This is a genomic window from Variovorax ureilyticus (assembly GCF_050632185.1).
In the GTDB taxonomy this organism is placed as follows: Bacteria; Pseudomonadota; Gammaproteobacteria; order Burkholderiales; family Burkholderiaceae_C; genus Variovorax; species Variovorax ureilyticus_A.
In genome coordinates, this window is the sequence record NZ_CP192579.1 from 2765359 (window position 1) to 2788640 (window position 23282).

General features: G+C 61.6%; 26 protein-coding genes and 1 tRNA gene. 7 read left to right on the forward strand and 20 right to left on the reverse strand.

Annotated elements, in window-relative coordinates; translation table 11 throughout:
• The first annotated feature begins 30 nt into the window (after positions 1-30).
• Positions 31-372, forward strand: a complete 342-nt coding sequence (locus ACQ858_RS13625; RefSeq protein WP_431273258.1) for a hypothetical protein — start codon at positions 31-33, stop codon at positions 370-372.
• 375 nt (positions 373-747) lie between these two features.
• Here the strand turns inward: ACQ858_RS13625 and ACQ858_RS13630 are convergent, their stop codons facing one another.
• From ACQ858_RS13630 to ACQ858_RS13645, 4 genes are all read right to left on the reverse strand, one after another.
• The gene (locus ACQ858_RS13630) at positions 748-1137 is read right to left on the reverse strand and encodes a hypothetical protein (protein WP_431273259.1); all 390 of its coding nucleotides are present in this window, start codon (positions 1135-1137) and stop codon (positions 748-750) included.
• Between the two features lie 109 nt (positions 1138-1246).
• Positions 1247-2059 carry a hypothetical protein gene (locus ACQ858_RS13635; RefSeq protein ID WP_431273260.1) on the reverse strand — a complete coding sequence of 271 codons (813 nt, stop codon included), beginning with the start codon at positions 2057-2059 and terminating at the stop codon, positions 1247-1249.
• Positions 2043-2537 carry a hypothetical protein gene (locus tag ACQ858_RS13640; RefSeq protein WP_431273261.1) on the reverse strand — a complete coding sequence of 165 codons (495 nt, stop codon included), beginning with the start codon at positions 2535-2537 and terminating at the stop codon, positions 2043-2045. Before ACQ858_RS13640 ends, ACQ858_RS13635 begins: the two co-directional genes overlap by 17 nt.
• A 92-nt stretch (positions 2538-2629) precedes the next feature.
• A complete protein-coding gene (locus ACQ858_RS13645; protein ID WP_431273262.1) occupies positions 2630-2812 on the reverse strand; it encodes a hypothetical protein in 183 nt (60 codons plus the stop codon).
• 115 nt (positions 2813-2927) lie between these two features.
• Here ACQ858_RS13645 and ACQ858_RS13650 point away from each other — a divergent pair, with 115 nt between their 5' ends.
• Positions 2928-3203, forward strand: a complete 276-nt coding sequence (locus ACQ858_RS13650; protein ID WP_431273263.1) for a hypothetical protein — start codon at positions 2928-2930, stop codon at positions 3201-3203.
• A 138-nt stretch (positions 3204-3341) separates the two neighbouring features.
• On the opposite strand, the gene ACQ858_RS13655 is transcribed toward ACQ858_RS13650, so the two are convergent.
• Positions 3342-3854 (reverse strand): hypothetical protein, encoded by a 513-nt coding sequence (locus ACQ858_RS13655; protein WP_431273264.1) that lies wholly within the window; start codon positions 3852-3854, stop codon positions 3342-3344.
• A 340-nt stretch (positions 3855-4194) separates the two neighbouring features.
• On the opposite strand from ACQ858_RS13655, the gene ACQ858_RS13660 reads away from it, so the two are divergent.
• From ACQ858_RS13660 to ACQ858_RS13675, 4 genes are all read left to right on the forward strand, one after another.
• The gene (locus ACQ858_RS13660; RefSeq protein ID WP_431273265.1) at positions 4195-4665 is read left to right on the forward strand and encodes a DUF5710 domain-containing protein; all 471 of its coding nucleotides are present in this window, start codon (positions 4195-4197) and stop codon (positions 4663-4665) included.
• Complete coding sequence (gene xseA / locus ACQ858_RS13665; RefSeq protein WP_431273266.1) at positions 4662-5993, forward strand: exodeoxyribonuclease VII large subunit; 1332 nt, start codon at positions 4662-4664, stop codon at positions 5991-5993. The genes ACQ858_RS13660 and xseA overlap by 4 nt, the downstream gene beginning before the upstream one ends.
• A gap of 11 nt (positions 5994-6004) precedes the next feature.
• The gene (gene xseB, locus ACQ858_RS13670) at positions 6005-6214 is read left to right on the forward strand and encodes an exodeoxyribonuclease VII small subunit (protein WP_431273267.1); all 210 of its coding nucleotides are present in this window, start codon (positions 6005-6007) and stop codon (positions 6212-6214) included.
• Positions 6215-6350: 136 nt separating this feature from the next.
• Positions 6351-6905, forward strand: coding sequence for a DUF6988 family protein (locus ACQ858_RS13675; RefSeq protein ID WP_431273268.1), 555 nt, complete (start codon positions 6351-6353; stop codon positions 6903-6905).
• Positions 6906-7003: 98 nt separating this feature from the next.
• On the opposite strand, the gene ACQ858_RS13680 is transcribed toward ACQ858_RS13675, so the two are convergent.
• The 5 genes from ACQ858_RS13680 to ACQ858_RS13700 form a co-directional block, all read right to left on the reverse strand.
• On the reverse strand, positions 7004-7837 hold the full coding sequence (locus ACQ858_RS13680) for a metallophosphoesterase (protein WP_431273269.1): 834 nt from the start codon (positions 7835-7837) through the stop codon (positions 7004-7006).
• A gap of 6 nt (positions 7838-7843) precedes the next feature.
• Complete coding sequence (locus ACQ858_RS13685; RefSeq protein WP_431273270.1) at positions 7844-8254, reverse strand: hypothetical protein; 411 nt, start codon at positions 8252-8254, stop codon at positions 7844-7846.
• Positions 8251-9096, reverse strand: coding sequence for a metallophosphoesterase (locus tag ACQ858_RS13690; protein ID WP_431273271.1), 846 nt, complete (start codon positions 9094-9096; stop codon positions 8251-8253). The genes ACQ858_RS13685 and ACQ858_RS13690 overlap by 4 nt, the downstream gene beginning before the upstream one ends.
• Positions 9093-9545: an HAD domain-containing protein gene (locus ACQ858_RS13695; protein ID WP_431273272.1), complete on the reverse strand. Its 453-nt coding sequence runs from the start codon at positions 9543-9545 to the stop codon at positions 9093-9095. The genes ACQ858_RS13690 and ACQ858_RS13695 overlap by 4 nt, the downstream gene beginning before the upstream one ends.
• A gap of 2301 nt (positions 9546-11846) precedes the next feature.
• Positions 11847-12380: a hypothetical protein gene (locus ACQ858_RS13700; RefSeq protein ID WP_431273273.1), complete on the reverse strand. Its 534-nt coding sequence runs from the start codon at positions 12378-12380 to the stop codon at positions 11847-11849.
• A 1188-nt stretch (positions 12381-13568) separates the two neighbouring features.
• On the opposite strand from ACQ858_RS13700, the gene ACQ858_RS13705 reads away from it, so the two are divergent.
• Entirely contained in the window at positions 13569-13736 is a 168-nt protein-coding gene (locus ACQ858_RS13705; RefSeq protein ID WP_431273274.1) for a hypothetical protein, read from the forward strand.
• Here the strand turns inward: ACQ858_RS13705 and ACQ858_RS13710 are convergent.
• From ACQ858_RS13710 to rplT, 10 genes are all read right to left on the reverse strand, one after another.
• Positions 13733-14125: a MobC family plasmid mobilization relaxosome protein gene (locus ACQ858_RS13710; RefSeq protein ID WP_431273275.1), complete on the reverse strand. Its 393-nt coding sequence runs from the start codon at positions 14123-14125 to the stop codon at positions 13733-13735. The genes ACQ858_RS13705 and ACQ858_RS13710 overlap by 4 nt on opposite strands.
• A gap of 231 nt (positions 14126-14356) precedes the next feature.
• Entirely contained in the window at positions 14357-15877 is a 1521-nt protein-coding gene (locus ACQ858_RS13715) for a DNA-primase RepB domain-containing protein (protein WP_431273276.1), read from the reverse strand.
• 339 nt (positions 15878-16216) lie between these two features.
• Positions 16217-16408, reverse strand: a complete 192-nt coding sequence (locus tag ACQ858_RS13720) for a helix-turn-helix transcriptional regulator (protein ID WP_431276853.1) — start codon at positions 16406-16408, stop codon at positions 16217-16219.
• 444 nt (positions 16409-16852) lie between these two features.
• A complete protein-coding gene (locus ACQ858_RS13725) occupies positions 16853-18049 on the reverse strand; it encodes a tyrosine-type recombinase/integrase (RefSeq protein ID WP_431273277.1) in 1197 nt (398 codons plus the stop codon).
• Positions 18050-18241: 192 nt separating this feature from the next.
• Positions 18242-18318 (reverse strand) — tRNA-Pro (locus ACQ858_RS13730).
• A gap of 26 nt (positions 18319-18344) precedes the next feature.
• On the reverse strand, positions 18345-18809 hold the full coding sequence (locus ACQ858_RS13735) for a MerR family transcriptional regulator (RefSeq protein WP_431276854.1): 465 nt from the start codon (positions 18807-18809) through the stop codon (positions 18345-18347).
• A 66-nt stretch (positions 18810-18875) separates the two neighbouring features.
• A complete protein-coding gene (locus ACQ858_RS13740; RefSeq protein WP_431273278.1) occupies positions 18876-19247 on the reverse strand; it encodes an integration host factor subunit alpha in 372 nt (123 codons plus the stop codon).
• The gene (gene pheT, locus ACQ858_RS13745) at positions 19244-21682 is read right to left on the reverse strand and encodes a phenylalanine--tRNA ligase subunit beta (protein WP_431273279.1); all 2439 of its coding nucleotides are present in this window, start codon (positions 21680-21682) and stop codon (positions 19244-19246) included. The genes ACQ858_RS13740 and pheT overlap by 4 nt, the downstream gene beginning before the upstream one ends.
• Before the next feature lie 19 nt (positions 21683-21701).
• Positions 21702-22778: a phenylalanine--tRNA ligase subunit alpha gene (gene pheS / locus ACQ858_RS13750; RefSeq protein ID WP_431273280.1), complete on the reverse strand. Its 1077-nt coding sequence runs from the start codon at positions 22776-22778 to the stop codon at positions 21702-21704.
• A gap of 129 nt (positions 22779-22907) precedes the next feature.
• Positions 22908-23267, reverse strand: coding sequence for a 50S ribosomal protein L20 (gene rplT / locus ACQ858_RS13755; RefSeq protein ID WP_088957598.1), 360 nt, complete (start codon positions 23265-23267; stop codon positions 22908-22910).
• Between the last annotated feature and the right edge of the window lie 15 nt (positions 23268-23282).

Sequence of the window (23282 nt, forward strand, 5' to 3'; positions counted from 1 at the left end):
CGCGCTTCACGCTTGGAGTTCGCACACGCTATGTCTCAGTTCGACATGTTCCTGATGGAAGGCTCGCAGATCGCGAGAGAGATAACCCAGCGGCGGCTCCAGGTTGACGAGGAAATACGCCAGGCGGAGCGCGATCGACAGGCCCGGGCAACGATCCAAACGTTGAGGGACGCCAATGCCGGAAACCTGGCGCTGCGCTGCGCGCTCCTCGAGCAGCTGCGTCGAGTGGACCCGAGCAACCCCTTCGCCCGAGACGCAGCTCTGCAAGAGCGTGTGCTGAGGCTCGGTCAGAGCGCGCTGGAGATCACCGGCGACTGGGATGAAGTGCGAAAGGTCGGGCGAGAGTTCCAGGTTCCGCGACGCGATCGGTGATCATCACGGGGCTGCTCTGCGGAAAGAAAGGGCTCTGGTTTACGATCTCGCATGCCCGCCCCTCGGTCACAATATCGGCTTCAACTCGATGAGCTCCTCGCACGCTTCGCGAACGGGAAGCTGACTTGGCGAGAACTCTCAAAATCCGCAGACCTCGCATATGGCGAGGTACTCGTCGAACTTGGCAAGCGAGGACTCGCGCTGCCGCGCGTTTCCTCGAAGCGCAGGCTCGAGCAGGACGCTCTTTTCGAGCGCGCATTGCGCGGCGGAGGCGAATGAATTTAGCTTGCCTTCATCAAAGCAGAAGCGCCCCGCGGGGCACTTCTGCTTTGATGGGTTTGCGAACCTCGCAAAGTCAGTCCATCCTTTGTGCGACTACAGGCCTGGGAACTGGGCGTTGGCCAAGCTCTGGCAGTAGGGATTGCCAAATCCGTTCTGGACGTAGCAAACGTTCAGCCACGTGGCCTTCGTCATCTCATAGGTGGTCCGCGCGTGACCATCAGCTGTGATGGCGGCGCTCTGTGCCCAATTCGCGGTGTCCTGGGCGTTGGTGGCGCGCCACTGCGCGTCGGCAGCAGTCACTGACGCAGTGTTGGCCGTCCCCTGAGCCGTATTGATCCGGTTGTAAATGTCGGCTTGGTCGATGGACTTGACCGCAACTTGGTGGCCGCCCGTCGAATCCGCCATCGAGAAGGTGGTCTGAGCCACGGTCGGAAGCGCGGCGGCGGCGATTGCGATAGCAGAGATGAGGTGCTTGATGGTCATTCCTAAGATCCTTGGGCCCGTCAATCTGGGCCTACGAAAATAGTCTATCGAGCTACTCTCAAAAGCTGACAAGTGTTTGCCAGTTCGCGTGGTGCTGAACAGACATCGATCAGCGGTTGACCGCGCGCCGATTGGCCGCGACGAGTTGCGGCATCAACTCCGTGCGGACTTGGGCTTGTGCAGCGGCGGACTGCACGACCGACGCATGGATCTGCCGCTCAAGCCCAAGCGTCGATAGCCAGGCTTGCAGTGCCAGCATCCGGACGTTCTCACGCGCGAGATCCGTGTCGGACATGCCGAGGAGACGCAGCTGCCAATCGCCGTTCATTTGATGGCGTTGAACCTCGATGCTTGCGAGCTCCGCGATCGAGATTCCTTTGCTCTGCCAGTCGGGGACGTTGTCCGCGAGGTACTTGCTCGTGAAGCCGTTGTCATCGGACTTGAGCAGCTGCTGCAGCAATGGGATCAGCGCAGGCTTTGCTGCCAACATTCCAGCCTGGTACTCCTGCGGATACTTGGCCACGCTCATGCGTGCTTGATACGCATTTTCGAGCGCCAGGAACTGGCGGCCGGAATCGGTGTTGCGCTGAGCCTTTGACAGATCTTGCAGCTGGATCGGCTGATCGAGATTGCGCATAAGAGCACGCACCGCCGTGCCATCGGCGCTGGCCAGATCGATCGTCAGGCGCTTGCGGAACGTGGTGCCGTCGTCACCGGTTTGAGGGCCATCGAACAGCGTGGAGGCGCGCACATCGGCGTTTGGGTAGCCAGTGGAGGCGGATGCTGAGAAGCCCGCGTCGGCGCAGGCCTGGCCACGCAGATTGCCGGCGGCCGCAAAGCTCAGGCACCCGGCCTTTGCTGCCTTTGCAACCTCCACCTCGGGCAAGCCCGCGGGCACCCGGCGCTCAGCCACATCGAGCACAGAGTTCAGGTTGCCCGAACCACCGAGGCGCCGGACGCGGGGCCCCTCCCCCACCGCCGCCGGTTGCCGTCACTCCGTTCCGCATCGCCTCGGATGTTCCGATGGTCGACGCCAGGACGTTGCATGGATCGATGCCGCTGAAATGCTCCTCCGCGCGAATGAACGCTTGCTCGGCGGCGGTGCGTTGAGCCGCCTCGCTGATCACTTTGGCACCGCCGGCCGAGGCCTTCGATGTCGTTTCTGCTGCGCCCGAGATTGCGTTGGCCAAGCCGGACTTCAGATCGCTGAGATTCTGGGTCAGCGATTGCGTTTGGTCGGAAAACCCTTGGGAAATGGCTTGCGTGATCGTCTGCGTCGCCTGGTTGACTGTGCCGATCAGCATGCCGTCCGTAACCGGGATCTGGGCATGTGCGACGCCGGCGAAGGTGATCAGTGCAATCGTGTGGATCGGGCGAGCGAAAGGGAGCGTGATTTTCATTGTCGAGAAGGTTTCAGCCCGAAGGGCCAAGGCAGTCTATTTGCGCGCTTCGAATCCCGCGCAAATGTTTTCCGCCGTTGCTTCTCTACAAATTAGTCACCAAGCTGATCGATGTACTCGGTGATCACTTCTTTGATCGTCTTGCCGGCTTTGGCCGCATGGACCTTCAGCTTGTTATGGCGCGGTTTGTCGATGACAACGACGAGGCGCACGTCACCGGCGGCCGGAGGAGCAGCCTTGCTAGATGGGGCGCGCGATTTCGAGGTGGGGGCCATGCCGGCAAGTCTATCTCATAACACACAGACCAACCAAAAGGTACAGCGTGCACACAACGCACAAAACACACAGATGTGCTATCGTTAGACGCAATTTACGAATGGACGGTAGGAAATGGAAGCAACAGCTGAAACCACCAATCTCTCCTCGCGTTGGGCCGCGGAGGACGCAGGGCTCACCCTCGCGAATCAGGAGTTCGAACAGCTGCGGTCACAGCACCGCGAGTGGTTCAATCGATTTGAGGACTTGAACAGCCTCGATCGTGTCACCCGACCCGAGTTGGCCGAGCTTGCATCTTGTGCGCCGCGAGGCTTTGCAAGAGGTCTGATGTACTCGCTCCTGGCAATGCGCGTAGCGATTGATAACGCCCAAATGCACCGCAAGACCTAGCCGCTGTGGTTAGATCGTGATCGGTCGTCACCCCAAAAACATTTCGAGGGCGCGAATCTGCGAAGAAGTCCCCCGGACCTCAATTTCAGATCTGCGCCACGCCGATGTTGAGAGGTCGGGGACGATTGCGGGGCAGATTCAGGAAAGGCGAACGTGGGAGAGCTCCGGCGCGAGCACTACGCCGCGGTGCTTTCGAACCGCGACACCCACGATCGAATCATCAGGCATCACGTCCATCTCGACCATGGTCTCTACGCACTCCAGGAGCGTTCCGCGATCAAGCATCCCCGGATATGGATCATCGACATAGCCAACACCTGTCACCAACTCGCCATCGGCAAGGCGGTACAGCAAGAGGATCCAGTGGTAGTTGTCGAGCATCAGCGATCGCCCTGCAGCCGTGCCGAATGACGACGACGTGGCGATTGCCCGAAGACCGGCGGCGAGCGCCTCCAGCGTCTCAGGGGACGACAGTGCCTGTGCTCCTACCCTTCCCCGCGAACTGGCCTTGGCGATGGCCGCCGCCGCGCGAGATCGATGGTCGGATTCGCCGCCCGAGCCCTCGTCACATCGGATCGAAACCAACTGCGCTGGCTGGATTGCCGCCGAAGCTACCCACATGGAGCTTGTATCGAACAGGTAGACAAACAAGTCAGCGGATAGCGGAGGGCGACCTGGATTCAGATCTACACCCCAGTTTGGTCTCGGATCCTGATCCATCGAGTCCACAGCCTTCCAAAACCGCTGCTCGGAAGCCGAGTCGCATGCGACACGTCGCAGAAGTGCGTGGCTCTTTCGGAATGACAACTTTTGGCTCCAAGTACGATTGGCGGGATAGTACCTGTCTGCACGTCGGGTGCGCTAGGTCGCACCAGCTGTCACGAGCTTCTCGACCGAGAAAATGCGGCAAAGTGCCCGACGTCCAGAGCACCAGATCCGCGCGACCGAATGCCGCCAGCGATCGGCGCTCCTCGACCGACTCTCCTCGAGAATGAACCAGAATCCAGGAATGGAAGAGCGCCACTACCTCAACGTCCCGTTCAAGGAAAAGGACGCCGCGAAGGCATTGGGCGCTCGCTATGACCCCGCAAGCCGGCGCTGGTGGGTCCACCCCGACGCTGACCTCTCGGCCTTTGCAAAGTGGGATGTCCTTCCCGTCACCTCGAACGCACCGCCGGTGCCGGCGCGCTCCGCGGCGCCAGCCAACGCCCCCGCACCGGATCTGTTTGCATCCCGCGAGGTGGCTGCTGGCGCTGCGGGCGGCGAGCTCACCTCGCCAGCGAAGGGCATCCCCTTGTCCCGTCTGCTCGGCGGCGTCGCGACCGCGATCGCTCAGGCCTTCAAGGCTGGCGTCTGGACCACGGTCGAGGTGATGCACGTGAGGCTGACAGGCGGACACGTCTACCTCGAGCTGTCGGAGCGCGACCGCGCCGGCCGGTGCTCGCGAAGGCGCACGCCATGATCTGGGCGAACACCGCCGCTAAGATCCTGCCCGAGTTCGAGCGGGCCACAGGGGCGACGATCGGCGCCGGCATCAAGCTGCTCGTTCGCGCGAAGCCGAGCTTCAAGGCGCAGTACGGGTTCAGCCTGGAGATTGACGCGATCGATCCGGCATTCACGTTGGGCGATCTGGAAGCCCGGAAGAAGGAGATCCGGGCGCGTCTGCAGCGCGAAGGCGTCTTCGAGCAGAACAAGCTCGTGCCGCCGCCTTGGGACTTCACATCCGTGCTGGTCGTGGCGCCGCACGAGGCCGCAGGCCTGGGGGACTTTCGCAAGGAGTCTGACCGCCTTGCGCTGTTCGGGCTGTGCCGCTTCACCTACGCCCACAGCCGATTTCAGGGCGAAGGGGCGGCGCGGGAGATCATCACAGCTCTTACCGAAGGGCTCGACGAATGCGCGGCCGCAGACTCCATGCCCGATGCCATCGTCATCATCCGCGGCGGCGGCGCGGTCAATGACCTGGCATGGCTCAACGACTACGACTTGGCCCGGGTCGTCTGCGACCAACGCCTGCCGGTCCTGACGGGCATTGGCCACGAGCGCGACAGCACGATCCTGGACGAGGTGGCCTTCGCAAAGTTCGACACCCCGAGCAAGGTGATCGGTGCGATCGAGAAGTTGATTGTGCGGCGGGCCCAGGAAGCGAAGGCAGCATCAGAAGCGATCATGACGATCGCCGGGCGCGCGGCGCGCGAGATGCGCGTCTCCGTGGAGCAAGCCCACGGCCAGGTCGCTACCGACGCGCGCGCCCAAATAGCTCATGCTCGCCAGGGCAGCCGCGATGCGATGAACAGCATCGGCGTGGCGGCGCTGCAGGACGTCCACCGGGCAGCACGCGACGGGCTTTCGCTCATGAGCGAAATCCAGCGCGAGACGGCCGACCAGGTAGCGACGGCGCGCCGGCTCGTCCCTCAACACATGGCGGACATCCGGGCGCAAGCAGGCGCCCTCATCGGGCGGGCGCGCACCATCGCCGACGTGTCGATCAACGCCGTGCTCGATCGAGCGCGCGCCGACGCACGAGCGGCCCGACGCCAGGCCGATGCAACGATCTCCACACTGGGCGAACGGGCCACAGCCTCCCTGGGTCGCGCTCGCGCGAACTCCGACGCACTGATGCGCGAGATCGCAGGCCAAGGCCCGGACAAGACACTCAACCGCGGCTTCGTGATAGTGCGCGACGCCGATGGCAAACCCATCACCAGTCTGCATCAGGCCAAGCCTGACCAAGCGATCGAGATCCAGTTCCGGGACGGCGCCATGGGTGCGCGTTCCGGCAAAGCGAAATGAAGGAACAAGCCATGGAACAACAGACCTTTCGCGAAGCCTACGGCGTGCTCCAGCGGCACGCCGATACCTTGCGCGAACAGCAAGAGCCGAACATCGATGATCTGCTCAAGATCGTCACCGAGTCCGTTGCGGCATACAAGGTTTGCAAGACGCGGATCGACGCCGTGGAGGAAGCCTTGAAAGCGGCGCTTGAAGGCGCAGGCGTCGAGCCTTCGGCCTAGCTTCAGTTAGCGTCCGCGCACGAGTCGACTCATGCCAATAGAGCAAATACTTCGTCGATCCGAAGAACTCGACGAAACGATCGTCCAGTTGCTCGATCTCGATACCTACCCCGTCTATGGCGACGATCGCCAGCGCATGGGCCTGAGCGTGACCGCGGCGTCGCTGTCATTCGACCATGCGCGCGCCCTGCGCCTGCTTGTGGCCGGCGGATTCGTCTCCTCCGCGGTCCCGACCATGCGGATGCAGTTCGAAGCCACGACGCGCTCGGCCTGGCTACTCTTCGCTGCGACCGACGTGCAGGTCGCGATCGCAGGAGCGCCGCTCACGGCCGAGAATGAAGAGGCGGCGCGCGATCTGCCGATGGCAACAGGAATGATCAAGGATCTACAGAAGGCCTCTGTCGCGATGCCGGCGGCCGCGGCGCCCGCAGCGATGCTGGGCCAGTTCAACAAGATGCAGCGCAATGCCTTGAACTCATTCGTGCACGGCGGCGTTCATGCGCTGCGCCGTCATCAGGATGGCTATCCAGTCCAGATGGTGCGCCAGCTCGTCGAGTGCTCAAACGGCCTGGTCACGATCAGCGCCATGATGCTGGCAATCCTCACGGGAGACACGCTGCTGATGCGCCGGATGAACCGAGTGCACGTCGGATTCGAAGACTGCATCACGCCGATGATGCCGTCCTATTGACGTTCGCGCCAACGAGAGCGCCGGTCTTGCTAGGCCCGCTAACACTCACGAAGGCCATCATGGAACCACGATTTCTCACGAATCTGGTCGATGCATCGTTACACCACTTCGACAACCCGAGCGGGGTTGAATGCCTTGTTTTCAAACTCGCCGTGCCAATTCATGTAGCCGCGAGGATTTGATATGACGCGGCAGCCATCGATCTGATAGTCGAAGCTGTCATGCGTGTGGCCATGCACCCACAGCACCGGCACCTTGAAGAACTTGGGCAACATCTCGTTGACGAACCCACCAGAGGACCAGTCCTCTGCGAACCGCGGCGCCAGCGACTTGCGATGAGGTGCATGGTGCGTCACCACGACCGTTGCCCCGTTGAACGATTCGGCAAGCTTCCTGCGAAGCCAAGAGCGATGGCGCCGGTGAATCAGCAAGGTATCCATCGGCACCAGGCGTCGTGAACCGCGCGAGTTTGATGTGTGCGGATCATCAACGCGGATGGCTGAGTAGTCAGCAAGGTAGCGCGAGCTCTCCGTCATCGAGCGATACCGATCAGACAGCAACCGCACTGGTTGTTTCGGGAAGCCCGGGTTGTCAATGCGCAACCCAAAGTCCGTCCACAACGTGCAGCCCAGAAAGCGGACGCCGGCAATCACCACCTCGTCGCAGTCGAGGAAGTGAACGCCTTGCTCTTTCGCTTGGCGGCGCATCTCCGCTCTTTCCTCATCGAGCACGGACTCGTAGTACTCATGATTGCCGGCGATCTGCACGACGGGCCGGTCTCCGAAGCGCCTCGGATGTCGCAGCCAGCGCGCGACCACGCGACCAGGCGCGACGATGTCGCCCGCCAGGATGGCCACGTCATAGTCCAGACCCTTCGGTACCTCGAAGGTCTCGAACTCAGCATGAAGATCAGAAAGGATCAGTAGCTTCATCTTTGATCAGTGCGCGTCGTCGATGGCGGCTGCGAGGACACGCTCTATCCCGGTACCTCTTTCGAGGGCCACTCGCGGCGTCAATCCGCCCAGCGCGGGCGCCGACGTCTCGAGGAAGTCGAGGATCTGCCATGGATCCCGGGTGCCCAGGGATTGGGAAATGCGCTCGATCGACGACCAGACGAAAGTCTCGAACTGCCATCGAGGCACCTTCATTGCTGCGTCTGGGCCGGCAATCCCAATACACCGGCCACCGCTGGTCCAAGCCGCCATCGTCAAGGCATCCACCCCCATGAGCGAAGCTGCCTCGACGACCGTGATCATGTCTGCGGCCTGCAAGCGTTCGCGGCGGTACGCTTGCCCCTCACGAAGCAAGGCAGCCGTCTCAGCGGCCGAGGCGTAGAGATCTCTGGTCATGTCAGAAGTCCATCTTTGCATTCCGGCACTTGAACCACTAGGCCCGGGTCAAAAGTCTGGTTTTCCGTCCTTCCGCTCCAGTTCACGTACCCGCGGGGGTTGCAAACGACACGACATCCCCGCACCCGATAGTCGAAGCTCTGGTGCGTGTGACCGTGTACCCACAACGCCGGCACGTCGAAAAACCCCTCGGGCAGCTCGTTGACGAACGCGCCGGATACCCAATCCTTCGCGTACCGCGGAGCAAGCGAGCCACGGTGCGGGGGATGGTGCGTGACAACCACTGTAGATCCAGAGAACGGCTCAGCGAGCTTCTCGCTCAACCAGGCTCGCTGGACTTGATGGATAGCGAGCGTATCCTCCGCGCGCAGCTTGCGCCCTTGACGGCTTCGCCACGTATCCGGCTCCGCGAGTTCGTCCGCCGCCCGGATCAGCGTGTAGTCGTTCAAAAGGTTCGTGGCCCTTTTCATTGCCAGTTCTGGATCCCGCCGGCGACCTTCGGGCGTTTCGATCGTCAACTCGAAATCCGTCCACAGTGTGCATCCTAGAAAGCGCACACCGTCGATCACGACCTCGCCGCCATCCAGCAGGTGCACCGGGCCGTCAGTCGCCGCAGTTCGGGCATCCAATTGCGCCAGGTCCATCCGGCTGTCGTAGTACTCGTGGTTTCCGGGAACATAGATCACCGGCTTGCCTGCGAAGCGCGCCTCGGCCCACTCAACGGCGCGCCTACCGGGTGAGTGGATGTCGCCTGCCAGGATCACGATATCGAACTCGAGCCCCGGCGAAGGCTCAAAGGGCTCGAACTCGAGATGAAGGTCAGACAGGATCAAGATCCTCATGGGACAGGCCTTTCAAAGTGAGCGCGCAAGGCGGCCTCAGTCTCGTCGTCGAAGCCGACGAATGATCCACAGACGACCAAGTGATCCTTGTAGTCGTCGAACTGCCACTCGGCATCGTCAAGCGCCACCCATTGCTCACTGACCGCATCATGAAGCTGCAGCCAAGCGATGATCTCGCCTTCGCGATGGGCGAATGGGTGAGGAAGGCCGAACCCACTGTGTGGCGTCGCGCCGAGGATCCGGGCTCGAATGTCCTCGGAGAACGGCTTCAGCAGCGTCTTGTAGGCGAGCTTTTCGCGCCAACTGGAACTGATGACGATCCTCACGTGAGGAAACTCGCGCAGCAATACCTCCAGGCGCGGCAAGAAGCAGAAGTCCGTGCTGCCGTCAGGATGACTGGCGTCCCCTTCTGGGTGCAAGACACCATCGAAGTCCAGGAACAGGATCATTTGCGGGTTCTCCGTTGAGCGGTGACGCGCTTCGTTTGCGCCAACATCTGCTGAAGTCGGGAAGGTTTTGATGGCATACCACTCATCGCGCTAACCCTCCACCTGAACGTTAGGCACGACGTCGCTCCTCTACGTTGAGGAGGAACATGCAGGGGAAGCGGGCTCGCAGGGGAGTTGGCGTGCGAACGAAAGCCTGAAACGACGCGCCCAGATTGCCACTGGGTGCCGCCCGGGGTGTCTCCGGGGGAGCTTTCGCCTTGCTGCTTGTTGCTGACCATTCTGGGCTCCTGAACGGAGCCGAATCGGTCAGCTCCTTAAGACTTGAAATCGAGGGGGAGGAAAGGCGAAATCGCCATCATCGATCGACGCGAATTTCGCGTCGACGACATGCCCGCGCCGATCGCCACGCGCAGAGCCACGCTCGCGTCGCTAGCGGCGCGTTTGGTGGATGCGGTCGAAGTGCGCGACATGACGAAGTCTTGGTCAGTTGCTATGTATGTGGATCTTAGCCTCGCTCCGCCCGCTGAGGCAAAGGGTTCGTGGGTGAAGGACAACGTCCTGGCTGCTTCCCGAGGAAATGCGCCGCGACATGTAGCCTTGGCGGTTGCCCCGACGCGTGAGGTGCCGTCAACGCGGGGCAAAACGCGCCGCGTCACAAGAGCAGACTACAGCTAAGTCCAAGGTCTTCGCTCGCACCGGGGGAGCGGAGACCTGATCGGAGAGGTTAGAACACGTCACCTCCATGTCTGGTCGCGCCGCAATTTGGGGGGTGGCGACCAGGTCGCCGGCCGGAAAGTGAGCCAGACGATCAGAGCGAGTCCGGGCGGAGGTGGCGACCAGGTCGCCGGCCGGAAAGTGAGCCAGGCGATCGGAGCGAGCCCGGGCGGGGGTGGCGACCAGGTCGCCGGCCGGAAAGTGAGCCAGACGATCAGAGCGAGTCCGGGCGGAGGTGGCGACCAGGTCGCCGGCCGGAAAGTGAGCCGGGCCATCGGAGCGAGCCGGGCGGGGGTGGCGACCAGGTCGCCGGCCGGAAAGTGAGCCAGGCGATCGGAGCGAGCCCGGGCGGGGGTGGCGACCAGGTCGCCGGCCGGAAAGTGAGCCAAACGATCAGAGCGAGTCCGGGCGGGGGTGGCGACCAGGTCGCCGGCCGGAAGGTGAGCCGGGCGATCGGAGCGAGCCGGGCGGGGGTGGCGACCAGGTCGCCGGCCGGAAAGTGAGCCAGGCGATCGGAGCGAGCCGGGCGGGGGTGGCGACCAGGTCGCCGGCCGGAAAGTGAGCCAGGCGATCGGAGCGAGCCGGGCGGGGGTGGCGACCAGTCGCCGGCCGGAAAGTGAGCCAGGCGATCGGAGCGAGCCGGGCGGGGGTGGCGACCAGGTCGCCACCCGTGTGAGACGAATAGTTCGCGCCTATGTCTCAGTCCGGAACACAGCGGCCGCCCATCCAGCCGACGACGGTCAAGACATCATCCATCCCGCCCGGAGACTTTGTCGAAGGTTGATCGAAGTCTGATGCAGCGTTCGACCAGCTTGCCGAAGCCACCCTCGCGCAGGCAGACTTCGTCGAAAGCTGGTCGAAGTCTGATGCAGCATTCGACCAGCTTGCCGAGGCCACCACTCACGCACGCAGACTTTGTCGAAAGCTGGTCGAAGTCTGACGCAGCGTTCGACCAGCTTGCCGAGGACATCCCTCGCGCACGCAGACTTGGTCGAAAGCTGGTCGAAGTCTGACGCAGCGTTCGACCAGCTTGCCGAGGACACCCCTCGCGCACGCAGACTTGGTCGAAAGCTGGTCGAAGTCTGACGCAGCGTTCGACCAGCTTGCCGAGGACATCCCGGCGCACGCAGACTTTGTCGAAAGTTGGTCGAAGTCTGATGCAGCATTCGACCAGCCTGGCGAGGACCTCCCTCGCGCACGCAGACTTTGTCGAAAGTTGGTCGAAGTCTGACGCAGCGTTCGACCAGCTTGCCGAAGACATCCCGGCGCACGCAGACTTTGTCGAAAGTTGGTCGAAGTCTGATGCAGCATTCGACCAGCCTGGCGAGGACCTACCTCGCGCACGCAGACTTTGTCGAAAGTTGGTCGAAGTCTAATGGATCTGATCGGCAAACTTCGAGCAGCTCCATCACGCCCAGCAGACTTGCTGCAGACTTTGTTGAAGTCTGACGGATCTGATCGGCGACCTTCGACGAGCTCCACGGCGCCCAGCGGACTTGCTGCAATCTTTGTCGAAGTTTGATGGATCTGACCAGCAACCCTTGGCGCTTCATCAAGCCGAGCACACCTGCTACCTTGCGGAGCTGGTCAGCCAAAGGGTCCTCGGTCCCCCTCCACCTCGTCGTCAGGGAGGTCAGTGGTCATAGCTTCGTCGTCCGAATCGACCGTTTGGCCCGCAGCGAGCGATTCGATGCTGGGGGGACGATCAATCGCGAGCTGAACGAATGCCGCCTCGTTCTGGATGTCGAGTACGCGAACAACGGTCCAGATCTGTTCTTCGAGCGATTCCAGCATCGCTAGCTTCGCAGTTATCGGCAAGCGGGCCGCCCACACTGCTGGTAGCTTCTGGGTTTGTAGGCTGATCTTCGCTCGAAGCGCCGGGGCGAGTGCTTGGACAGTGCCCCAATCGTGAACGGCAATGGCTAGCTGCTGCTGACGACGGGCGCCCACACCTGCGCTATGGGCATCAGTCTCTTGAGCCGTTCCAGGTTCGCCCCCTCCCTCTTTCAATCGGTTCAGAATCCCGTTGTACACCTCGATCAACGCATCGACCGCTGCGTAGAGCCCGACTTCACCACGACCGTCTCCCGAGCGCTTGGGTTTAGGGCCGAGCAACTCCAAGACGGATTGAATTTCCTTGGACGTGTACGCAAGCTGCGCAGCCGAATGGGGCTTGGAAGCACTGGCGGTTCTGTTCTCCGGGAACCTTAGGCGCATCGGGGCGCTGACCATCGATCGCCGAGCGTCAATCGTTCTCGTCCCTTGAGTCTGCGGGCCTCTCAAGCGGACCCCGAAGCGTCTGTCGATGGCGGAAGCAAGCGTTCGAGACACTGATTCAAGCGCTCCATGGAGTCCGACAAAGCGCTCATTCGCTCGGCGCAACCGCTCAAGAGCGACGCCTGTTGCTCCTGGAGCTCCGCCAAGGACTTCAGCGCAAGCTCGTTCCCGTTGCACTTGTCGATAAGACTCGTGATCAGCGATTGATCGAGGTCCGTCAGAGCCATGAATCGTGTTCTCCTGAGGTGGTTCGGGTTGGTTCTGTTCTTGCAAGGCCGCGACGAGAGACACGGCGGACCTCCGGCGCAAACGCTCGCGCCCATAGGTCTTTCTATTGAATTCCGCGCGACGCTCGACCACCTCAGCAAGGTGTGCCCGTGCAACACGGGCAGCTTGGAAATCCGGTTCGGCACGCCCGCACTTTCGGCTCGACATCGCGCGTGCAAGGTCGACCACCTTCGCATCCGAGTAGTTCGCGTCGTAAAGGGCGCCAGAGAGCCGGATTGGCTTAGTACTACTACCGCCTGCCAAGGTGATCGAGATGTAGTCGTCGCACACGCGGTTGATGCGCCCTCGCGTTTCAAGGGCGCGTATCACCGCAGCTCGATCCGGCAAGAGCCCTGCATCGATCTGAGCGGCTAACCACCTCGATACTGTCTGCCGCGGATCCAGCCCTGCTTTCCAAGCTGCCGAATACATCAACTTGCCGGGTGCACGGAGAAGAGCGGTCCGGATCTCAGGGCGCCTCCAGCCTTTCTCCGCGTTCCAGGCGTCTCGTAGCGGCTTGTTCCAACTCTCCCACAACGGGGCGGCGGGGTTGAAAGAAAGGCCCGAATAGAGGCATATACGCGCAAAGACGGCATGTATATGGCGAGAGCCGTCAGAGTCCTCATGAAGGACGGCGCTCCACTCGACCTGGTCGGTCTCCATCCCAGCGCAGGCAACCGAGAAGTGCTCATCCAAATATGCCTGCATCTCGTCCTCGCTGGGGTCATCAGCAAGATGAAAGTTGACAGACCCTGAGCGATATCGATGGACGAATCTGAGGCTGTCTACGAGCCGTCCCAAGCGGTGCGGATCGCCGCGCAGCACGCGGACACCTTCCCGTTCGACGCCCTGGTGATCCTTTCTCCCGAGCAGATATTCGACAACCCTCCGGCCGGAACCGGTGCCGTTTGGAAACCATGTCTGGTGCACTAGAGCTTTACCCCCGCTACGACGCCCAAGCGCTTGATTTCAAGATCGATGCTCGAGAGGACGGCGAGAATTTTGATGTCGTCGAACTGTTGTCCGGCCTTTCTTGCTGCGCTCGCGGTTCGCGCAATCTCACTCAAATTCAGACCGATCCTGGACATTTGTCGAAGTAGTTCTGGGGGATCGTTGCTCACCTTTCCGAGCTCTTGTGGCTGACGTCTCCGAGGCTTCGGCACCGCCAAAGGCTTTGCCTGTTCCAGCGTCAAATGCGCTCGCAAAACGTCTGCCAACGTCGCTCCGCTCCTCTCCGCTTTATCCCGAATTGCAGAGTTCAGACTGGATGGAATGCGGACTGCAAAAGGAACCAGAGGATCTGTAGATGTTGAGCGCGACATCGTCGAATTAGTCAAGGTTTATGACGCCATCGTGGCCGCAAGGCATTGCGTTCGAGTCACGACAACATTTGCACCCCATCGCGACCAGCTCCATTTGCATCCCGCAAACCAGTCTGCTTGCTGTCTCTCAGGGATGCCCACATTGTGGGCAGCAGTTCGACTACGCAGGTGCGACATGGATGCGACACGTGTGCGACAAAATTCGGCCGAATGATCGGAGGCCAAAGTGGCTCAGCCGTGCTGAACAGAGACTCGGCGCTGAGCTTCCCTGGTGGTCCTGATTGCATAGGCGAGCGCAATGTCTGGCGATCTGACTCTGCGCCGATCTGGCCGAGTTGCAGACTGGTAGATAGCGGCCTGAATTGCACTCGGCGGCAGCCCGCGTCGAACCATTGAACAAGCGTTCCGGAAATCCACTCGCGAATCGTCAACTGCTTCGTCCGAATTTGCAGATGACCGAGGTTCGCGGGGAGCCAATTTCTCGCTGCCCTCAGGGAAGAGCGCCTCGCTGAGTTCATTCCCTTCGAAGACAGCTGCAAGACGGGTAATAAACAAACCAGGTTGCCCATCCGGCCCGTTCTTGCAATTGAACGAGCCCGGAAGCCGGTGCAACTGGCCGCGACCCACTGCATTCGGATCGGCGCCCTTGATGTTCATCGCAAGGTCCCTCTCGGCGAGAAATGCCGCCGTGAGTGATCGCCGTGCGTTCGCGCATTGCAAGTCCGTAAAACCGATCGGTGCGACAAACAGAGCTTGATAGTTGCCAGGGCTGGTCTCGAGAACCACAGCGCGAAGATTCATCTTCTTGCAGTACGCCTCCACCGAGCTGAGAAGGACATCGTCAACCAAAAGGAGCCTCGGCGAGCTGCACAACACTTCGATGCGGCATGTCGCCCCCGAACCGTACGCATACTGGCTGGCCGCCCACAGAATCGCGTCTTCTATGTCGGAAAACGCTTGGGCCATGCCGCGTCTAAAGATACCGCCTCGAGTGCCATCTATCTTTCGCCGCTGGCAAACAATCATCAGTTTCTCGATGCCGGAGCTATCGAGAAAATTTCCAAACTCCCCGAGTCCGAGATCTTTGAGGTGGCTTGGATCGAGCGGTACCTCGTTCGCGACGAGCATGGATTCGCGCGCCGGATCTGATTCGCAAGGAGTAGGCACAGCCCCCTGCCCCTGAGGGCGGGGAGATGAACATCCCCGTCCGCTAGCGCACTTGGAATGAGTCCGATGGACTCGACAGCTTGGGGGCGGGGGCTGTGTACCCCTTAAAGATTTCCTAGACATTTTGTCCTCTATGACTTTGATAGCGTTTTTGTCTGCTATGACTTTGATAGCATTCCCAACATCGCTCACCTCGGGAGCGCCCCATGGCGGCAACTCCGACAGGTAGACAACAAAGGCGTCCTGCTTCTTTTGTGAGAGCTTGCCGAACTGTCGAGCAGCTTCGAGGATTGCGGGATGAAATAGCGTGCGATTGGGTTTGCCCGCACCCTGCTCGACGTACCTGACGATGTTGAGCTCTACGGCCGCCTTCAGGTTTCTGCTGACCGTCCTCTCTGATACGTCGCCGTTCGCGCCGATCTTCTTCTGACCGGGCCAGCAACCTTCGTCCTGACGAACCTCATCAGTCCAGTGCATGTTCACTGCGACTGCGCGCAGAACTCTGCTGACACAGCCCTTCAGCTTGCCGCCTCCGGGGCGGGTGTAGATGTGCTTGCCTACAAGAAGGCTAATAAGTGCTTGCACGATGGTCGAGCTCGACCACGGCCGCAAAGCGAACTAGAATTCGGGCGCGCCTCACCACAAGTCGCATCCCAGAAGCCCGGTTGCCGAAACGCGGCCGCGGCTTCTACTTTTTGGTCGACCTCGAGCGGCAGCTCGATTCCGCGAACGCGATAGTGGGCGATCATTCCGGCGACATCTACCCACCATGCACGACTGTCTCCCCTCCGGGGCCAGCGTGAGAGAGCCACGGCGGGCGATTGCCGCGAAGCACAGCGCGATACAGGCTCCTGACGTTTATCGGGAGGACTGATTCGACCGCGGTCAATCGCACATGCGAAGGGACTGTTCGAATTGCTCGAGTCATGCGTCTGCTCCCGCAGCCTGCTCTTGAAGCAATGCATGAATGTCAGTCATTCGCCAAGCAACGCAGCGCGTCGAGATTCGTATCGGCTTCGGGTACCGCCCAGACTTGACACCTTCCCACCACGTCGATTTGCCGATGGGATACATGGCCAAAACCTGAGGCAAGCGGAGCAGACCTCCCCTCACCATTGCAGGAGCCGTCGTCGCATTCAGCGCGATTTGACTATGCTGATTACCAATTTGTCCGTTCACGAGCTCCTCCGTTTAAGAGAAATGGAGAGTCGTGCGGACAGGCACGAAACTCCAACAATAGAAAAACATTCCAAAGTTGGAGCTCGTGTCCCCTTGGCTACGCCCGGCGAGTACCGGTGGGTCCATGCGCGGGTAGGATGTTCCGCCTACCCTGTGTCACTAGCTACCTCAGCATCTCTCGACCTGAGGCGTTGGCAAATGCTCAACGGAGCTACCCAGCATGCAGAGCTCTGTTTCGCTTTAGTTCCCGAGCCGAGCTTCCGGATCATCGAGTCAAGCGAATGTCTCTCTGCAATGACGAAATCTTACATAACTCCAAAGGGCTCCGTAAGGGTCCAATGAAGTCCATCGCGAAAAAATCTCGAGCGCGAGAGAAGAACGTTAACTAACTTCTGACTTTTCTCGTGAGCGATCTAGATAGTCGGCCCAGTCTTGCATCATTACCGCCCGGTCCTTCAAATAGGTCGCGTGGTTATATGCCGCGGCGACTTGGTCCCTTTCCTGATGGGCGAGCTGGAGCTCGATGTGATCGTGTCTATATCCAAGCTCGTGCAGGATCGTCGACGCCACGCCTCTGAACCCGTGCCCGGTCATTCGCCCGTGATAGCCCATTCGGTACAACGCGAAGAGAATCGTGTTGTTCGACATGGGCTTCTCGTGATCACGCTCACCTGGGAACAGCAACTCTTCGCCGGTGCCTGTCTCCCTGAGTTGATCAAGGAGCTCGATGCTCTGCTTTGACAACGGCACAATGTGCGGCGTCTTCATCTTCATCCGCGCCGCGGGGATGCGCCACTGCTTCGCCTCGAGGTCGAACTCGCTCCACCTAGCCGCGATAAGTTCAACCGTGCGGACGAACGTCAGCGCCATCAACTGGATTGCGAGGCGAGTACGCAGATTGCCTTCGTAGGCGTCGATCGCACGGAGCAGCGCCGGCAACTCTGAGCCTTCGATTCGAGCACGGTGTTTCTTGACGCGGGGTCGCAGCGCATCGCCAGGATGGACCGATGCCGCTGGGTTGAACTCGATCAGCCCATGACCAACTGCGTAGCGCAAGATTTGGCTGCAGATTTGAAAGTCGCGGCGAGCGAGGTCCCCTGCTCCACGCTCGTCGACCTTCCGGGCGATCTGGAGCAACATCGGCGCTCGAACCTTCTCGATCGGTGTCCCGCCCAAGGAAGGGAACACATCGAGCTCGAGCCGACGCATCACTTGGTCCGCGTGCTTCGGGGTTCTCGTGGTCTTCCACGACGCGTGCCACCGTCGAGCAACCGCCTCGAAACTGTTCTCGGCAGAGACGGCCGCCTTCGCCTTTTCCTCTTTCCGAACTTCTCCGGGATCGATGCGCTCGGCCAATAACGCGCGAGCTGCTTCGCGACGCTCACGCGCGAGCTTCAGGCCTGTGTCGGGATACACCCCAAGGCTCAGGCGTTTCTCCTTGCCGCCAAACCTGTACTTCAGGCGCCACCATTTGCCCCCTGCTGGGCTGATCTCCAAGTAGAGGCCGCCGCCGTCCGCAATCTTTTTGGTCTTCTCTCCGGGCTTGGCGTTCTTGATGGCCGAATCTGTAAGCTGCATTTGTAAATTTCTGTGTCTGCAGCACATTTTGGGGGCATCTCGCGACGGGGGCAACTTTGTACCCCCAAATCTGCCCCCACAAGGGCCGGATGCCACCGGACTTCGTCGGACTAACGCGGACAAAGAAAAAGCCCTTAAGCGTTGATTCTTAAGGGCTTTTTGGAGCTTACCGGACTAGTCCGGACGCTAAATTGGTCGGTGTGAAAGGATTCGAACCTTCGACCCCTTGCACCCCATGCAAGTGCGCTACCAGGCTGCGCCACACACCGAAGCCTTAGATTATAGCCGTGTGAATTCAGTGACTCAGCGTCAGCAGCTCACGAATTTCATTCAGTTCACGCCGAAGGTTGAGCAACTGCGACAGATCCACCGTGCGAACCGGCGGCCGCGGCACATCCTTGTCGTCCTGAACGGCCGCGTCGAACTCCTCCTGATCGATTTCGACCGCCTCCATTCCTTCGAGCGGCACCTCGTTGCCGGGCTTGCGCCGCTCGCGCTCGGACTGGACCATCTCCTGCAGCTTGTTGCGCGCACCGCTGATGGTGAAGCCCTGGTCATACAGCAGATCACGGATGCGTCGAATCATCAGCACTTCGTGGTGCTGGTAGTACCGCCGGTTGCCGCGCCGCTTCATGGGGCGCAGTTGCGTGAACTCCTGCTCCCAATAACGCAGTACATGCGGCTTGACGCCGCACAACTCCCCGACCTCACCGATCGTGAAGTAGCGTTTGACGGGTATCGGCGGGAGGGCTTTCTCCATTGAAATCAATACGGTGCGAGCGAAACCTTAGAGGTTACTCCACCTCCGAGTTCCAAAACAAGAAACCTACTCCGCGCCGAGGCTCCATTCGACCTCTTGCGGCGCATCCTCGGAGATGCTTCCGTGGATCTGCTCCTTGAGCTTGGCGCTCGCATGGAAAGTCGCCACGCGGCGCTCACCGATCGGAATGGCTTCGCCGGTGCGCGGATTGCGCCCCGGACGGGGTGCCTTCACGCGAATCTGGAAGTTGCCGAAGCCCGAGATCTTCACGTCCGTGCCTTCGATCAGGCTTCCCGCGATCAGGTCGAAGAAGGCCTCGACCATGTCCTTGGACTCGCGCTTGTTCAACCCGATCTGCTCGAACAGGAGATCGGCAAGGTGCGCCTTGGTCAGGGCCGGCGTTTCGAGGGCTTCGAGCGTGAATTCCATGGCGTTCATACCCGCAAGCGCGCGCCGAGCTTGGCGCCGAGTTGAGCAACGACCGCATGAACCGCCGCCTCGACCTGCTCGTCGGTAAGTGTCGCCGCTTCGCTGTTGAAGCTGAGTCGCACGGCCATGCTCTTTTCGCCCGGCGCGAGACCTCCAGAGGCGACGGCGCTGCCATCGCGGGCGACCGCAGGACGATAGATGTCGAAGAGCGTGAGTTCGCGCAGCAGGCTGCTGTCGGCTGCTTCACGGATCGCGCGCATCAGCGCATCGTGCGTGATCGATTCAGCGACAACGAAGGCGACGTCGCGCTCCACCGCCTGGTGCTTGGGAACAGGCCGTGCCGCAGGCACTTGTCGCGCGACGACGGCGTCAAGATCGAGCTCGAAGAGCACCGGTGCATGGGCGAAGTCCCATTTCTGCCGCCAGCGGGGGTGCAGTTCTCCGACGACGCCGATCGGACGTCCGTTCAGAAGCACACTGGCTGAGCGGCCCGGGTGCAAAGCGGGGTGCTCCACCGGTCCGAAAGTCGCCACGCCCGGCGCCAGCAGCGCTTCGACGTCGCCCTTCACGTCGAAGAAGTCTGTGCGACGCCCCTTGCCTTCCCAGCGTGCCTCTTCGGCATCGCCCCAGGCCGAGCCTGCGACGCGCATCGGCTGGTGAATGCCCTTCACGGTGCTGTCGGTCGTCGTCACCTTGTCGTCCCGCAGAAAGACGCGGCCGATTTCGAAGACGCGAGCGCGCGCAGCCTTGCGGTCGACGTTGAACTTGAGTACCTGCAGCAGCGAGCCGATCAGCGAAGAGCGCATCACGCTCATCGGGCTAGCGATCGGGTTCAGGAGCTTCACCGGATCGGTGTTGCCGGCGAGATCACGCTCCCAATGCTCTTCGACGAAACTGAAGTTGATCGTCTCCTGATAGCCCAGGGATGCAAGACCGTGACGGACCGCCGAGCGGCTGCGCCGCGCTTCGGGGCGAACACGTGCCGTGATCGGCGCCAGCGGCGGTGTCGTCGGCAGGTTGTTGTAGCCCACGAGGCGGGCGACCTCTTCGATCAGGTCTTCCTCGATCACCAGATCGAAGCGATGCGGCGGCGGCGTCACGACCAGCGTGCCATTGCCCTCCTCGACCGGCAGCGCAAGACGGCGCAGAGCGGCGACGCACTGGCTCTGCGTCAGCGGCATGCCGATCACCCGCGCCGCGCGCTCGACGCGCAGGGTGACGGGCTTGGCTTCCGGGAGGCGCAAAACCCGGTCGTCGATAGCACCCGCTTCGCCGCCGCAGATCTCGACGACCAGCTGCGTGATGCGCTCGATGATCGCCACGGTACGGCTCGGGTCGACGCCGCGCTCGAAGCGATGGCCCGCATCGGTCGAGAAGTTGAAGCGGCGCGAGCGCCCCTGGATGCTCGCCGGCCACCAGAAGGCCGCCTCCACATAGATGTTGCGCGTGTCGTCGGACACGGCCGTTGCGTCGCCACCCATGATGCCGGCGAGCGATTCGACCTCGCGATCATCGGCAATGACGCCGACCTTTTCATCGACGGTGACCGTGTTGCCGTTGAGCAGCTTGAGCTGCTCGCCAGGCCTGCCCCAGCGCACGACGAGGCCGCCGTGGATCTTGTCGAGATCGAAGATGTGCGACGGCTGGCCGTACTCGAACATCACGTAGTTCGAGATGTCCACCAGCGGCGAGACACTGCGCTGTCCGCATCGGGCCAGCCGGTCGACCATCCAGGCCGGGGTCGCGACCTTGGTATCGACACCGCGCACGACGCGGCCCGAAAAACGACCGCACAGCTCAGGCGCCTCGACCTTGACCGGCAGCCCGGCCGATGCGAGCGCCGCCACCGGCGTGATCGCCGGCGTCTTGAGCGGAGCGCCCGTCAGCGCGGCGAGCTCACGCGCGATGCCATAGACACTCAGGCCATGCGCCAGATTGGGCGTGAGCTTGAGCGTGAGCAGCGAATCGTCGAGCTTCAGCACCTCGCGCACATCGGCGCCGACCGGCGCGTCAGCGGCCAGTTCGAGCAGGCCGCCGTGGTCATCGCTCAGCTTGAGTTCGCGCGCCGAGCACAGCATGCCCTGGCTCTCGACGCCGCGCAGCTTGCCGAGCTTGATCGAAAACGGCTGGCCGTCCTCGCCTGGCGGCAGTTCGGCACCGACCAGCGCCAGCGGCACCTTGATGCCGGCGCGCGCATTCGGCGCACCGCACACGATGTTGAGCAGGGTGCCCTGCCCGGCATCGACCTGGCACACGCGCAGGCGGTCAGCGTTGGGGTGCTGAACGGCTTCCTTGATCTCGCCGACCACGACCTTCGTGAAGGGAGGCGCCGCGGGCCGGCGCTCTTCGACTTCGAAGCCGCCCATCGTGAGCGTTTCAGCCAGTTCGGCACTGCTGAGTGGCGGGTTGCAGAACTCACGCAACCAGGACTCGGGGAATTGCATCTCGTCGATCTCGTTCTGTTTACTGGAATTGGCTCAGGAACCGGAGGTCGCCATCGAAGAAGAGGCGCAGGTCATTGACGCCGTAGCGCAGCATGGTGAGCCGGTCCGGGCCCATGCCGAAGGCGAAGCCGATGAAACGCTCCGGATCGAGGCCCATGTTGCGCACCACGTTCGGATGCACCTGGCCCGAACCGGCCACCTCGAGCCAGCGACCGGCCAAGGGGCCGCTCTGGAACTGGATGTCGATCTCGGCGCTGGGCTCCGTGAACGGGAAGAAGCTCGGACGGAATCGCAGGATCAGATCGTCGCTCTCGAAGAAGGTGCGGCAGAAGTCGGTGAAGACGACCTTCAGGTCCTTGAAGCTCACGTTCTCGCCGAGCCAGAGGCCTTCGCACTGGTGGAACATCGGCGAGTGCGTCGCATCGCTGTCGACGCGGTAGGTGCGGCCCGGTGCGATCACGCGAATCTCGGGCGCCTTGACGGTGCCAGTGGTGTCCGCCGCTGCAGCCCGGAACTGGGCCGCGTACTTCTTGATGTGCTGATGCGCATACCGCACCTGCATCGGACTGGTGTGCGGACGCAAGTTGTACGGGATGCCATCCTCGCCGTTGATGTCGACGTAGAAGGTGTCCTGCATCGAGCGCGCAGGATGGTTGGGCGGATTGTTGAGCGAGGTGAAGCTGTGCCAGTCGCTCTCGATCTCCGGGCCGTCGGCGACGTCGAAGCCCAAGCTTGAAAAGATGGCCTCGATGCGCTCCATCGTGCGGCTCACCGGGTGCAGGCCGCCCGAGACCCGACGGCGTCCGGGCAAGGTGACGTCGAGCGCTTCGGCGCGCAATTGCACGGCCAATTCCTCATCGGCGAGTTGCTGGCGACGCTCCGTGAGGGCCGCCTCGATGGCCTGCTTGGCAACGTTGATGGCAGCTCCGCGGGTCTTCTTCTCGTCGACGCTCAGGGCAGCCATGCCCTTCATCAACTCGGTGATGCGACCTGACTTGCCGAGAAACTGAGCCTTGGCGTTCTCGAGTTCGGCGGGCGCCTTCGCCTCGGCAAAGGCTGCTCGTGCGGTTTCGACCAGGGTGTCCAACTCGTTCATGGGAAATATTTCAAGGTCAAAGAAAAACGGGCCGGGGAGCGATGAAAAAAGGGCTGGTGCCCTTTCAAGCGCCAGCCCTTGTGCCGTGGGCGCAGGCAGCCGTCCGGAGGCGGCAACCTGCTTGCGGAATCAAGCAGCCAGCTTGGCCTTGACCTGCTCCACGATGCCGGCAAAAGCGGCCTTGTCGTGCACGGCGATATCGGCGAGGACCTTGCGGTCGATCTCGATACCGGCCTTGCGGATGCCGTTGGCGAACTGGCTGTATGTCAGGCCCAGTTCACGCGAAGCGGCATTGATACGCGCAATCCACAGTTGGCGGAACACGCGCTTCTTGTTGCGGCGGTCACGATACGCATATTGGCCCGCCTTCATCACCGCCTGCTTGGCGATGCGGAAGACATTGCCGCGGCGACCACGGAAACCCTTGGCGAGTGCGAGAACCTTCTTGTGGCGGGCGCGAGCCGTTACACCACGTTTGACGCGAGGCATGTGTGTACTCCTTGT

What these genes read in the sequence shown, in the direction of transcription:
- ACQ858_RS13725 (WP_431273277.1), bottom strand. Translation starts at nt 18,049, where the DNA reads ATGCAGCTTACAGATTCGGCCATCAAGAACGCCAAGCCCGGAGAGAAG.
- ACQ858_RS13740 (WP_431273278.1), bottom strand. Translation starts at nt 19,247, where the DNA reads ATGAACGCCATGGAATTCACGCTCGAAGCCCTCGAAACGCCGGCCCTG.
- ACQ858_RS13695 (WP_431273272.1), bottom strand. Translation starts at nt 9,545, where the DNA reads ATGATCCTGTTCCTGGACTTCGATGGTGTCTTGCACCCAGAAGGGGAC.
- pheT (WP_431273279.1), bottom strand. Translation starts at nt 21,682, where the DNA reads ATGCAATTCCCCGAGTCCTGGTTGCGTGAGTTCTGCAACCCGCCACTC.
- ACQ858_RS13710 (WP_431273275.1), bottom strand. Translation starts at nt 14,125, where the DNA reads ATGTCGCGCTCAACATCTACAGATCCTCTGGTTCCTTTTGCAGTCCGC.
- rplT (WP_088957598.1), bottom strand. Translation starts at nt 23,267, where the DNA reads ATGCCTCGCGTCAAACGTGGTGTAACGGCTCGCGCCCGCCACAAGAAG.
- xseA (WP_431273266.1), top strand. Translation starts at nt 4,662, where the DNA reads ATGATCTGGGCGAACACCGCCGCTAAGATCCTGCCCGAGTTCGAGCGG.
- ACQ858_RS13640 (WP_431273261.1), bottom strand. Translation starts at nt 2,537, where the DNA reads ATGAAAATCACGCTCCCTTTCGCTCGCCCGATCCACACGATTGCACTG.
- ACQ858_RS13645 (WP_431273262.1), bottom strand. Translation starts at nt 2,812, where the DNA reads ATGGCCCCCACCTCGAAATCGCGCGCCCCATCTAGCAAGGCTGCTCCT.
- xseB (WP_431273267.1), top strand. Translation starts at nt 6,005, where the DNA reads ATGGAACAACAGACCTTTCGCGAAGCCTACGGCGTGCTCCAGCGGCAC.
- ACQ858_RS13630 (WP_431273259.1), bottom strand. Translation starts at nt 1,137, where the DNA reads ATGACCATCAAGCACCTCATCTCTGCTATCGCAATCGCCGCCGCCGCG.
- ACQ858_RS13650 (WP_431273263.1), top strand. Translation starts at nt 2,928, where the DNA reads ATGGAAGCAACAGCTGAAACCACCAATCTCTCCTCGCGTTGGGCCGCG.
- ACQ858_RS13625 (WP_431273258.1), top strand. Translation starts at nt 31, where the DNA reads ATGTCTCAGTTCGACATGTTCCTGATGGAAGGCTCGCAGATCGCGAGA.
- ACQ858_RS13680 (WP_431273269.1), bottom strand. Translation starts at nt 7,837, where the DNA reads ATGAAGCTACTGATCCTTTCTGATCTTCATGCTGAGTTCGAGACCTTC.
- ACQ858_RS13690 (WP_431273271.1), bottom strand. Translation starts at nt 9,096, where the DNA reads ATGAGGATCTTGATCCTGTCTGACCTTCATCTCGAGTTCGAGCCCTTT.
- ACQ858_RS13735 (WP_431276854.1), bottom strand. Translation starts at nt 18,809, where the DNA reads ATGGAGAAAGCCCTCCCGCCGATACCCGTCAAACGCTACTTCACGATC.
- pheS (WP_431273280.1), bottom strand. Translation starts at nt 22,778, where the DNA reads ATGAACGAGTTGGACACCCTGGTCGAAACCGCACGAGCAGCCTTTGCC.
- ACQ858_RS13720 (WP_431276853.1), bottom strand. Translation starts at nt 16,408, where the DNA reads ATGGTGAGGGGAGGTCTGCTCCGCTTGCCTCAGGTTTTGGCCATGTAT.
- ACQ858_RS13705 (WP_431273274.1), top strand. Translation starts at nt 13,569, where the DNA reads ATGGACGAATCTGAGGCTGTCTACGAGCCGTCCCAAGCGGTGCGGATC.
- ACQ858_RS13660 (WP_431273265.1), top strand. Translation starts at nt 4,195, where the DNA reads ATGAACCAGAATCCAGGAATGGAAGAGCGCCACTACCTCAACGTCCCG.
- ACQ858_RS13685 (WP_431273270.1), bottom strand. Translation starts at nt 8,254, where the DNA reads ATGACCAGAGATCTCTACGCCTCGGCCGCTGAGACGGCTGCCTTGCTT.
- ACQ858_RS13675 (WP_431273268.1), top strand. Translation starts at nt 6,351, where the DNA reads ATGGGCCTGAGCGTGACCGCGGCGTCGCTGTCATTCGACCATGCGCGC.